The 11,693-nt window shown below is 67.0% G+C and carries 9 protein-coding genes; 4 read left to right on the top strand and 5 right to left on the bottom strand.

Features of this window, described 5'->3' with window-relative positions; all coding sequences use genetic code 11:
* Positions 1-4 precede the first annotated feature (4 nt).
* Positions 5-1,552, bottom strand: a complete 1,548-nt coding sequence (locus ACGFK1_RS11345) for a DHA2 family efflux MFS transporter permease subunit (RefSeq protein ID WP_393428343.1) — start codon at positions 1,550-1,552, stop codon at positions 5-7.
* Between the two features lie 78 nt (positions 1,553-1,630).
* On the opposite strand from ACGFK1_RS11345, the gene ACGFK1_RS11340 reads away from it, so the two are divergent.
* A complete protein-coding gene (locus ACGFK1_RS11340) occupies positions 1,631-2,290 on the top strand; it encodes a winged helix-turn-helix transcriptional regulator (protein ID WP_393428342.1) in 660 nt (219 codons plus the stop codon).
* Here the strand turns inward: ACGFK1_RS11340 and ACGFK1_RS11335 are convergent.
* Complete coding sequence (locus ACGFK1_RS11335; RefSeq protein ID WP_393428341.1) at positions 2,287-4,911, bottom strand: AAA family ATPase; 2,625 nt, start codon at positions 4,909-4,911, stop codon at positions 2,287-2,289. The genes ACGFK1_RS11340 and ACGFK1_RS11335 overlap by 4 nt on opposite strands.
* Complete coding sequence (locus ACGFK1_RS11330; protein ID WP_393428340.1) at positions 4,908-6,089, bottom strand: exonuclease SbcCD subunit D; 1,182 nt, start codon at positions 6,087-6,089, stop codon at positions 4,908-4,910. Before ACGFK1_RS11330 ends, ACGFK1_RS11335 begins: the two co-directional genes overlap by 4 nt.
* 198 nt (positions 6,090-6,287) lie before the next feature.
* Here ACGFK1_RS11330 and ACGFK1_RS11325 point away from each other — a divergent pair, with 198 nt between their 5' ends.
* The gene (locus ACGFK1_RS11325) at positions 6,288-6,794 is read left to right on the top strand and encodes a SixA phosphatase family protein (RefSeq protein ID WP_393428339.1); all 507 of its coding nucleotides are present in this window, start codon (positions 6,288-6,290) and stop codon (positions 6,792-6,794) included.
* Here ACGFK1_RS11325 and ACGFK1_RS11320 read toward each other — a convergent pair.
* Together ACGFK1_RS11320 and ACGFK1_RS11315 are read right to left on the bottom strand one after the other, a co-directional pair.
* Positions 6,791-7,321, bottom strand: a complete 531-nt coding sequence (locus ACGFK1_RS11320; protein WP_393428488.1) for a DUF3558 domain-containing protein — start codon at positions 7,319-7,321, stop codon at positions 6,791-6,793. The two genes, ACGFK1_RS11325 and ACGFK1_RS11320, sit on opposite strands and share 4 nt — an antisense overlap.
* A 20-nt stretch (positions 7,322-7,341) precedes the next feature.
* A complete protein-coding gene (locus tag ACGFK1_RS11315) occupies positions 7,342-7,851 on the bottom strand; it encodes a DUF3558 domain-containing protein (protein WP_393428486.1) in 510 nt (169 codons plus the stop codon).
* Between the two features lie 196 nt (positions 7,852-8,047).
* Between ACGFK1_RS11315 and ACGFK1_RS11310 the strand changes: the two genes are divergently transcribed.
* Together ACGFK1_RS11310 and ACGFK1_RS11305 are read left to right on the top strand one after the other, a co-directional pair.
* On the top strand, positions 8,048-9,784 hold the full coding sequence (locus ACGFK1_RS11310; RefSeq protein ID WP_393428338.1) for an ABC transporter ATP-binding protein: 1,737 nt from the start codon (positions 8,048-8,050) through the stop codon (positions 9,782-9,784).
* Complete coding sequence (locus ACGFK1_RS11305) at positions 9,781-11,682, top strand: ABC transporter ATP-binding protein (RefSeq protein ID WP_393428337.1); 1,902 nt, start codon at positions 9,781-9,783, stop codon at positions 11,680-11,682. Before ACGFK1_RS11310 ends, ACGFK1_RS11305 begins: the two co-directional genes overlap by 4 nt.
* Positions 11,683-11,693: the final 11 nt, after the last annotated feature.

Below are 11,693 nucleotides of genomic sequence, written 5' to 3'. Positions count from 1 at the left end.
GAGTCTATGCGCGCACCGCCTCCGGTTGGGCCTGATCGGCCTGCCGGGCGCGTGCCGGGAGCAGCCAGGCAACGATGATCGCGGCACCAAGCGCTATCCCGGCACTGACCAGCGACCCGATCTGCATTCCGTCAAGGAACGCGCCGTTGACCGCCGCGCGAACGCGGGGCGCCATGCTGTCCGGCAATTGACCGATGACCTGTTGCGCCGCGGCCATCGAACGTTCCATGGTCTCGCGAACCTGTGCGGGCAGCGCAGCGATGACCGAATCGTCGGCCAGCCGAGCGGTGTAGATGGAGGCGAAGACGCTGCCGACGATGGCGACGCCCAGGGTGCCGCCCAGCTCGCGGGTGGTGTCGTTGACGGCCGAGCCGACGCCGGCCTTGTCAGCGGACAGTGATCCCATGATCGATTCGGTGGCAGGCGCCGTGGTCAGGCCGAGGCCGCCGCCGAGAAGCACCATCTGCAAGGCGATTTCGAGGTACGGCGTGCCAGCGTCGGCCGTGGATGCCCAGGCCAGCCCTGCCGCGAAAGCCACCAGTCCGCCCGCGACAACGGCGGTGGTGCCGAATTGTTCCACGATGCGGGGTCCGACGATACTCGCGACGGCGATCGAGATGGCCACCGGCAACAGCCGCAAGCCAGTCTCGAATGCGGTGTAGCCCTTGATGAATTGGAAGTACTGGGTGATGACGAAGATGAAGCCGAACAGGGTCAGGAATCCGGCAGTGACCGCGAGGCTGCCGCCCGAGAACCGCCGGTTGACGAACACGGATACGTCGAGCATGGGATGCGGGGTGCGGCGTTCCCACAGGGCGAAGACGGCGAGCACCAGGACCGATGCGGCGAATCCCACGGCGGTGTGCGCACTGCGCCATCCCCAGTTTGGCGCCTCGATGACCGTGTACACCAGCGCGCTGATGCCAATCGACGACAGGATGAGGCCCGGCGCGTCGACTGGCGGCGCTGCGGGGTCGCGCGATGTCGGGACGAACAGCCAGCCGCCGATGATGGCAACCGCGGCGACCGGCACGTTGACCATGAAGACCGACCCCCATGCGAAGTGTTCGAGCAGCCAGCCACCGGAGATCGGGCCTGCGGCCACGCCGACCCCGACCATCGCGGCCCACAGCCCGATCGCCTTCGCCCGCTTCACCGGGTCGGTGAAGATGTTGGTGATCAACGACAGGGTGGTCGGGAAGATGACCGCGGCACCGACACCCATCGCCGCGCGCGCCGCGATCAGGCCATCTGCCGAATTCACCTGCGCCGCAACGCCGGAGGTGATCGCGAAGAGAGCGAGGCCGGCGCTCAGCCAGCCGCGGCGACCAAAGCGGTCCGACAGGCTGCCTGCCGACAGCATCAATCCCGCCATCACCAGGGTGTAGGCGTCGACGATCCATTGCAGCTGCGCGGTGTCGGCGTCGAGTTCGCGCGACAACGTGGGCAGGGCGACGTTGACGATGGTGGCGTCGACGCTGATGACGAAGACGCTCAGGCAGATGAAGACAAGCGCGGCGGTCGGGTGGGTCTTGAACACGGGGGTACGCATGGGCAGAACCGTAAACCTTTTAGACAAGTTTTTCAAGTTATATGACTAACTACTTGTCTAAGTGGTAGGGTTATTCCCGTGCCCAGGAGGTATCAGCAGAACTGCCCCATCGCCAAGGGCCTCGACGTGCTCGGTGAACGATGGACGCTGCTGATCCTGCGCGAGCTCATCGGCGGACCTCGCCGGTACGGTGACCTGCGCGGTGAGCTGCCGGGCATCGCCACCAATCTGCTGGCCGACCGCCTTCGCGAGTTGGAGGAAGCGGGTCTGGTGGACCGCGAGGAACTACCGCCGCCGATCGCGAGGACCGTGTACACGCTGAGCGAGGCGGGCTGGCGCAAGGTGCTGCCCGTGGTCAAGGCGATCGCGACGTTCGGCCTCGACATGGTGGTGCCGGACGACAGCGCGCTGACCCCGCTCAACGGGTTCCTCGCAGGCATCCTGCTGGGCATCGATCCCGGCAGCATCGGCGACGTACGCGCCTCGTATCGAGTCGACATCGACGACCGCCGGTTTGAGTTCGCCGTCAACAGCGATGGACTGAACGCAGCGCAGGGACCGCCCGCGGTCACCGTCACCGCAACGGCCGGCGATCTGATCGCCGCCCGGATGGGCGGGACCGCCGCTGAACGCAAGGCGGCGTTGAGGCGGGTGACGTTCGACGGCGACGCGGGTGAGGTCGCCGCGATGCGCCGGGTGTTCGCGCTGTCCGGCGACCCAGGTCTGCTGGCGAGTTAAGCCGTCAGCTCGATGTGGTGGGCTCCCGTCACGCTGGCATAGCGCTCCGGGCTGCATGTCAACACGATCACCTGGCCGTCGCCGCCGACGGCGTCGAACACCGCGCCCATCTTGGTCAGCCGCTCAGCGTCGGTGAAGCCGAGCGCATCGTCGATGACGACCGGAACGCTGTCCTCCTTGGCCACCAACACCGCACCGGCCAGCCGTGCGACGATGCCCATCTGCTCCTTGGCCCCGCCCGACAACGACTCATACGGCACCGTGCGGCCCGCCAGCGTCCTGCTGCAGATCCGCAGTGCGCTGTCGATCTCCACTTCGAAGCTGTCGCCAAAAACAATGCGGCCCAACCGCTCCACCTGACTGCGGAATGGGTCGACGTAACGCTGGCGGGTGGCGTCACGGTGCCGCGCCATCACCGAACGCAGCAGCTGTGCAGCGCGCGCGCGTCGATGCATCCGCAGGTAGTCCGCCTCCGCGTGTTGCCGTTCTGTCTGCGCCGCATCGAGCTGCCCTTTGCGCCCCTCGGTGCCGTACACCGTGAGTTGCGCCGTCACCTCCCGCAGCGCGTCGGACGCCTCTCGATGGCGACTGTCCACCGACTCGGCCCGCCGGACCGCGTCGTTGAGCGCGGCATGCACCGTGTCGGGCCCACGCTGCGCCAACTCAGCACCCAGTTCGGCGACCAGCGCGGTGGCGCGCCGGGCCTGCTCGCCGTCGGCCTCCGCCTTCACGGCGAGCTCGTCATCGCTGACGATGGAGCGCAGCTGGAGCAACCTCTCGTGTGCGTTGGTCAGCTCTGCCTGCGCCGCGGTCAGCTTCTCGCGCGCCACGTCGGCCGCCGACGCCCGCTCCGCCAACCGGCTGGCCGCGGCCTGTGCGACCTTGCGATGTGTCTCGCAGTCGGCGACCGCCTGCTTGTGGGCCTGCACCGCGGTGTTCAGTTCGGCGCGCGCCGCCGCAGGATCGACGTCGTCCCACAGGCCCGGCTCCGCAGGCTCGGCTCCGCGCAACTCGACGAGCCGAGTTCGCAATTCGTCGACGGTGTCGTCGCCGACGAGCGCCTCCAACGTCGCGCGCAGCTGGGCGCGCGAGGCACTCAGCTCACGACGGCGGTCGTTCAGAAGCCGCGCCTCCTCGACATCGGCCGCCTTGGCCTTCGCCAGTTCCGCGGCCAGAAGCCCCTGAGCCGCTTCGAGTTTCGCGTGTGACTCCGAGGCAGGAGCGCCGGGCACCACGCGCGCTCGCAGCAGGCCGGGCAGTGCGAATTCGGTGGGTGAGCTGACGTTGGCCGCCCAACTGTCACCGGATCCGATGGCCACAGGCTGACCGTTGACGTGCAGCTCAACGTCGGCGATCGCGACGAATTCGAGATGAGCGGAAGCCAATTCGGCCTGGCCCGCTGCCCGCTCGACTGCAATGGCGGCCGTTTCGATGGCCCGCATGGCGGCCTCGGTCAACGTGATACCCGCCAGCTCACGCACCACCAGGTCGAGTTCACGCCGCGCGGCATCGAGCTTGGCCAGCCTGGCCTCCAGCCGGTTGGCCTCGTCACGGTCGGACGCACGGTCGACCACGCAGCGCGCGGCGTCGACCAGATTCTGCGACGCTTCGACGGCGGCGCGTGCCTGGTCTGCGGCGACCTCCGCCGCCTCCTGCACTTCGGCCGCGGTGGCGAATTGCTCACGTGCGTCGTCGGCAACGGCTTGCAGCTGGGTGATCGCGGCGGTCCGCTGCTCGATGTCGGCACGCAGCCTACGACGCTCCGTCAGCGCAGCGACCGAGGCGCTGTGGGTGGCATCTGCCGCCGCGGCGACCACCTCGGCCTGCTCGAGCTGCTGGGTCAGCGCCGCGACGGCGTCGGCTGCCGCTCGTGCTTCGGTCAGCCGTTCGGCGGCCTCGGCCCGCTGACCGGCAAGCAGCGCCAGGTTGTCGGTGAGCGCGCCATGTCTGCGCACCGCGTCGTCGACCTCGGCCACCGCGGCTGCACACCGCGCCACCTCGTTTTCGGCCGACTGCAACCGCTTGACGGCGGCGGCCCATTCGCCGGTAGGCCTGCCGGTCGGTGTGTAGTAACGCAGATACTCGGCGTCGATGCGGTCCACCAGCAGAGGCTCGACCCCCGACAGTGTCACCGCTTCTCCGGCAGCCACATCCAACGCCCGCGACAGCGCGTCACACCCCGACAGATCCACCGCCGCGGTCGACGTCGACTGCATCACCCGCTGCGCCTGCCACAGGTCCATGTCGACGGTCTGGTCCAGCATTGCCAGCACCCGCTCGTGAGCCTCGTCGCCGGTGAGCTGCTCGCGCCGCGGCGCCACTACCGTCAGCTCGGTTTCACATCGCTTGTGGAAACGCTTGCGGTACACGAAACGATAAGGGCCCGTCGATATTTCGGCAGTGATCTCGGCGCCGACGTCGGCATGCGTCGGCTTGACCTGCTTGACGTCCTTCTTGTTCGACCGGTCCTTGGAATGCACCAGCAGGTCGAGCGCCTCGATCATCGATGACTTACCGATCTCGTTGGCGCCGCTGACCACGACCACACCGCGGTCGGGAAACTCGATCTCGCGGTGCGTGATGCCGCGATAGTTGGTGAGCACGAGGCGGTGCAGCTTCATGCGATGCCTTTGTCTCTTCGCCCAAGCGGCTCATCGATGCCCTTATCCACCAGACGCAGCAGCAACGCCAGCGCCGCGCGGGCGTCGTCGGCGTCCTCACCGTCGGACCGCGCGGTGTCCACCAATTCGTCGACGGCGGCCGAGGCGAACCCGCCGATGCCGAGGTCGTCGAATTCACCGTCGGCGGGAATCACCGCGATGTCGGTCTCCTTGTCCCACGGCACCAGCGCGGCGAACAACCTGGCGTACTTGTCGAGGCACGCGTCGAGCGCGGCCTTGTCGGTGACAGTCAACGAACCGCTGAGCCCGTGGCGCACGACGGTGCGGTCCTTGTCCGGCATCAGATCGAGGTTGATGTCGAGGTCGGCCACGTCGCGGCTGCTGTCCACCGTGCGACACAGTGTGACGAAGCGCCACCGACCGACGCGACGGGCGTTGACTCGCACGGGCCTGCGCGGATCGTCCTCGTCGATGTCGACGAGCAACACGTGCCCGGGGTCGGGTTCGATGTCGTCGTAGTTGGTGACTTCCGGTGAGCCCGAATACCAGATGCGGCCGGTGGCGCCGACCTCGGTGCGAGAATGCTTGTCCCCCAAGGCGATGTAGTGCACGGCACCGCGGTCGATGGCGGCCTCCAACGCACCGAGTCGAATGAGCGACGGCTTGTCCTTGTCGGGTTCGAACATGTCGATACCGCCGTGCCCCACCACAATTCGCGTGACGCCGTCGGCTTCGAGCCCGTCGAGCACCTCTGCCACCAGGTCGGTGGTCGGCTTCTTCGAGCGCCACGGTGCGGCGACGATCTGCAGGCCGGGGCGCACCTGGTGAACACCCGCGCGGTCGAGAACGGTGACGTTGTCCGGGCATTCCGCGGTGAACAGCGCGCTGGTGTACACCGACGCCGCATCGAGCGGATCGTGGTTGCCCGGCAGCAGATACACCGGAATTCCGATGGCGCGCATGGCTTCCAGCGACTGGCTGACGTCACGCGGTGCGAGTTGGTTGTCTTCGAACACATCGCCCGCGACGACCACGAATTCCGCGCCTGCGTCGACAGCCAGCGGCCCAATGCCCGCGACGACGTCGCGTCGGGCGGCCGAATACCTCGGCTGCGCCTCACCGTTGAGGAAGTACCGGGTCATGCCGAGCTGCCAGTCGGCGGTGTGCACGAATCGCATCTCGGCTCCCTTCAGTTGTCCCGTATCTGTTCGGCATCGCGAGTGTAGGTCCGGGCGCCGACAAGTCGGTGGACCTCGGTCGGCAGGTCCGACGCCAACCGGACGGAGCGCCGAGCCTACGGTTTGTGATGAGAACAAGCCCGAAACGCATCAGAAACCGTAGCGTCGGCAGGTGTGCGGGGGCTTACGGTGGACACCGTGACCGACCGGTACCGCACGCTGCTGCTGCTTCGGCACGCCAAATCGGACTATCCGCCCGGCGTGGCCGACCACGAGCGGCCGCTGGCCCCGCGGGGCGAACGCGAAGCCGCGCTGGTGGGCGACTGGTTGCGTGCCCACGCGCCGGCAGTGGACGCGGTGCTCTGTTCGACTGCCACCCGCACCCGCCAGACCCTGGCGCGGACCAGGATCGACGCACCGGTGGACTACCTCGACCGGCTATACGACGCGACGCCGGGCACGGTGATCGAGGAGATCAATCGGGTCGACGCCGGAGTCGAGACGTTACTGGTGATCGGACACGAGCCTGCGATGTCGGCGCTTGCGCTCGGTCTGGCCACGGCCGACGGCAGCAACAGCACTGCGGCCGAGCGCATCTCGGCGAAGTTTCCGACGTCGGCCATCGCCGTGCTGCGCACCGGCGAGCCATGGGACCGGCTGACGCTGAACAGCGCCGCCCTGGTCGGCTTCCACGTGGCCCGCTAGCTGCTGGTGGCCAGCGTCAGCTCCATCAGCTTGATGACCATGCCGCAGGCGTCGATGCCGGGCGTCTGCGGGTTCACCCACCAGCCGACGACACCGCCCGCGTCGCTGGCGACCCCGCATGCCCCGTTGGGGTCGTTGGGCTTCATCACGATCGAAGGGACGCCGGCGATCGAGCGGTTCTCGATCTGATAGTTCAGGCTCTGCGCGACCTTCTTCTCGTTGTCCAGGCTGCCCTGCTCGTACCAGAACCGGGTGATGTCGATGAGGCCCGCCGGGTTGGCGGCCTGCCAGCGGCACACCGCGCCGACGAACGTGCTCTGGATGTCGAGCGGGTCGGCGCCGACCGTCTTGGCGAGGATGTCCTCGGTCAGCACCTCGCATTCCTTCAACAGGTTGGGGTACTGCTTGGCCGAGTCGTCATTGCGGGGCACGTCGCCGGATCCGGATTTGGCCGCGGTGCCCTCGACCGTCTTGGTGCATCCGGTCAGCAGTGTCAGCACAGAAAGGACGGCGACCAGGCCGGCCATGGCGCGTCGGCCGTAGCGGCTCATTTCGCGTTCACAATCGATTGACGGGTCAGTTCCTTGGCCACATCGCAGGGGTCCGGGAACGGCTGCTGGGAAAAGCTGATCGACCACTCGATGAAGTCGTCGGAGAACTGAATGCCGATTTCACACAGGTTGTTGCCGAGCGTGGGGTCCTCGCCGACCGCGATGAACCCGCTATGTCCCTCGATGTTGATGTCCTCCACGCTGGCGCGCGAGAGTTCCTCGGTCTTGCGCTCTCGCCCGATCGGGCTGCCGCGGTACCAGGTGAACGAAAAGTGCGGCCCCAGGATGCCGCCGCCCTGCAGCCACTGGCAGCCCACTGAGTTCTTCGCCGTGTTGACCAGCCCGGTGACCCGGGTCTGTTCGGCCAGGGTCTGATCGGAGATGCCGCCGCATTCAGGGAACATCGGCCCGTGCGATGCGCTCTGCGACGGGCCTGGCGACTGCGGCACGCTGGGCGAAGTGGCCCCACCGGATCCGTCGGAGCAGGCCGCAACCACACCGATCATGGCCGCGGCCGCCACGGCCAGCACCTTCGCGGACCGCGTCCTGCCGGTCACGCACTTGCTGGGGATCACGCCATGCACTGTAGCGTCAGCCCAAACACTCAACCACCGACATGCCGACTGACCAGCGAATTTAGCGAATTCTCAGGTGGCCCTGCCGAACACGACTTCGGCCGGGACGGTGTGCGACAGTAACGGGATGCTCTGGGCGTTGCTGCGGCGGTATACGCGTCCGTATCGCTCGCTGCTCGCGACTGTCGCAGGCCTCCAGCTGATCAGCACGCTCGCCTCGCTGTACCTGCCCACCGTCAACGCGGCGATCATCGACGACGGGGTCGCGCAAGGCGATCTGCGCCGAATCATCGAACTCGGCGCCGTGATGCTCGGCGTCACCGGGCTACAGGTGCTGTGCGCCGTCGGCGCGGTCTACTTCGGGTCGCGGGCCGGGATGGGCGTGGGACGCGACCTGCGCTCGGCGATGTTCGGCCACGTGACGCGCTTCTCGGCGGAAGAGACCGCGCGCTTCGGCGCCCCTTCGCTGCTCACCCGCACCACCAACGACGTCCAGCAGATCCAGCAGTTCGTCCAACTGACCTGCACGATGTTGATCACTGCGCCGATCATGTCGATCGGCGGAATCTTCATGGCGGTGCATCAGGACGCCGGGCTGTCGTGGCTGCTGCTGATCAGCGTGCCGGTGCTGGCGCTGGCCAATTATCTGATCGTGTCGCGCCTGCTGCCGATTTTTCGCCGCGTCCAACGTCAGATCGACGGCATCAACAGGGTGATGCGCGAACAACTCGCGGGCATCCGGGTGATCCGGGCGTTCGCCCGCGAACCGTTCGAGCGGAACCGATTCGGCGTCGCGAACCAGGCCCTCGCGGACTCCGCACTGGAAGCGGGTCGGTTGCAGGCGCTGATGCTGCCGGTCACCACGCTGGTGATCAACATTTCCAGCGTCGCGCTGATCTGGTTCGGCGGCTTGCGGATTGACGCCGGACACATGCAGGTGGGCTCGTTGATCGCGTTTTTGTCCTACTTCATGCAGATCCTGATGGCGGTGCTGCTGGCGACGTTCCTTCTGGTGCTGTTGCCGCGGGCGTCGGTGTGCGCGGAGCGGATCACCGAAGTGCTGGCGACCACACCCGCCATCGTCAGTCCCGAGCGACCAGCACGTCCCGACACCACCCGCGGCGAAATCCGGCTCGAACGTGCGACATTCAGCTATTCCGGAGCCGACCGCCCAGTGCTGAAGGCCGTTTCGCTGGCCGCGCAGTCCGGCACCACCACGGCCATCGTCGGCTCCACCGGGTCCGGCAAGTCGACGCTGATATCGCTGATCTGCCGCCTCTACGACGTGACGGACGGCGCGGTGTACGTCGACGGCATCGACGTTCGCGACTACGACACCGAACAGTTGTGGTCGGCAATCGGCCTTGTGCCACAACGGGGCTACCTGTTCTCCGGGACCGTCGCCGACAACCTGCGGTACGGCAAGGCCGACGCCACCGACGAGGAGATGTGGGATGCGCTGCGGGTGGCCGCGGCGGATGATTTCGTCCTTGCGCACCCCGATGGCCTTGCGATGCCGGTCGCGCAGGGCGGCATCAACTTCTCCGGCGGACAGCGGCAGCGGTTGGCCATTGCGCGGGCGGTCATCCGCCGACCCGCCATCTATCTCTTCGACGACGCGTTCTCAGCCCTCGACGTGCACACCGACGCACGGGTCCGCGCCTCGCTTCGCGACGTGTCGGCCAGTGCGACGGTGGTCATTGTGTCGCAACGCATCTCCACGGTCGCCGAGGCAGACCAGATCGTGGTGGTCGACGATGGTGAGGTGGTGGGCATCGGCACCCATGAGTCCCTGCTGGCAGATTGCCCCACCTACGCCGAGTTCGCCGACTCGCAGTCGCTCGGCGCTGGAGCGGGCGGATGACCGCCGGGCCGATGACACGTCCGGTCCGCGGCGTCGTGCAGGCGCCGACGCAGCGGTCTCGCGACTTCAAGGGCTCGGCGATCCGGTTGGTCAAGCAACTCACCCCTCAGCGCGGGTTGACGGCGACGGTGATGCTGCTCGGTATCGGCGGGATCGCGATCGGGGTGATCGGCCCGCGCATCCTCGGCCACGCCACGGACCTGTTGTTCAATGGTGTGATCGGGCGGCAACTGCCTGCCGGCCTGACGAAAGAGCAGGCAGTTGCGGCGGCACGGGCGCGTGGTGACAACACCTTCGCCGATCTGCTGTCGGGCATGAACGTGGTGCCGGGCCGCGGCGTGGACTTCGGCGCCGTCGGCCGCACGCTGTTGCTCGCGCTGGGGCTGTATTTGGTTGCCGCGCTGATGGTTTGGCTGCAGGCACGGCTACTCAACGTCGCGGTCCAGCGCACCATGGTGTCGTTGCGCGCGGATGTCGAGAACAAAGTGCACCGGATGCCGTTGAGCTACTTCGATTCCCGTCGGCGCGGCGAGGTGCTGAGCCGGGTCACCAACGACGTCGACAACATTCAGCAGTCGCTGTCGATGACGATCTCCCAGCTGGTGACGTCGGTGCTGACCGTGGTGGCGGTGCTGGTGATGATGTTGACGATCTCACCGCTGCTGACGCTGCTCACGGTCATCACCGTGCCGCTGTCACTGTTGGTGACACGCGCGATCGCCCGCCGCTCCCAGCGGCTGTTCGTTGCGCAATGGGCGAATACGGGCAAGCTCAACGCCCACATCGAAGAGACCTACAGCGGGTTCACGGTGGTCAAGACGTTCGGCCACCGGGCAGGCGCGATGGCGCAGTTCTCCGAAGCCAACGACGACGTCTACCGCGCCAGCTTTGGCGCGCAGTTCTTTTCCGGACTGGTCGGACCGGCCACCACGTTCGTCGGCAACCTCAGCTATGTCGCGGTCGCAGTGGTCGGCGGTGTCCAGGTCGCAACCGGCCAGATCACGCTGGGCAGCATTCAGGCCTTCATCCAATACGTCCGGCAGTTCAACCAGCCGCTGACCCAGGTGGCGGCGATGTACAACACGCTGCAGTCCGGGATCGCCAGCGCAGAACGTGTTTTCGATCTGCTCGACGCCGAGGAGGAGTCGCAGGACCCCGACGCGGCTCTGCCGTCCGGCAACGAGGGCCGGGTCGAGTTCCAGCATGTCGACTTCAGCTACCGAGCCGGGACGCCGGTGATCGAGGACCTGTCGTTGGTCGCGGAACCGGGCAGCACGGTGGCGATCGTCGGCCCCACCGGCGCAGGCAAGACGACGCTGGTTAATCTGCTGATGCGCTTCTATGACGTCGACTCGGGGCGGATTCTGATTGACGGGGAGGACATCTCGTCGGTGAGCAGGCAGTCCCTTCGCTCACGGATCGGGATGGTGTTACAGGACACCTGGCTACTGGGCGGCACGATCTACGACAACATCGCATACGGCAAACCGGATGCAGGCGAGGACGAAGTGATCGCGGCGGCCAAAGCGGCCTACGTCGACCGGTTCGTGCACACGCTGCCTGATGGCTACCAGACCGTGGTCAGCGATGACGGCGGCAACATCAGCGCGGGCGAGAAGCAGCTGATCACCATTGCACGCGCGTTCCTGGCCCGCCCGCAGCTGCTGGTGCTCGACGAGGCCACCAGTTCGGTGGACACCAGGACGGAATTGCTGATCCAGCACGCGATGGGCGAGCTGCGCCGCGACCGCACGAGTTTCATCATCGCGCACCGGCTTTCGACGATCCGGGACGCCGACGTCATCCTGGTGATGGACGCGGGCCGTATCGTCGAACGCGGCAGCCACCAGGAACTGCTCGCTAAGCATGGCGCTTATTGGGATATGACGCAGGCCTAGCCGGACTAGGG

The sequence above is a fragment of the Mycobacterium sp. NPDC048908 genome (genome assembly GCF_043197955.1).
Classification (GTDB): domain Bacteria; phylum Actinomycetota; class Actinomycetes; order Mycobacteriales; family Mycobacteriaceae; genus Mycobacterium.
Note: the sequence above shows the minus strand (reverse complement) of the source record. Positions and strands in the feature narration are given on the sequence as shown.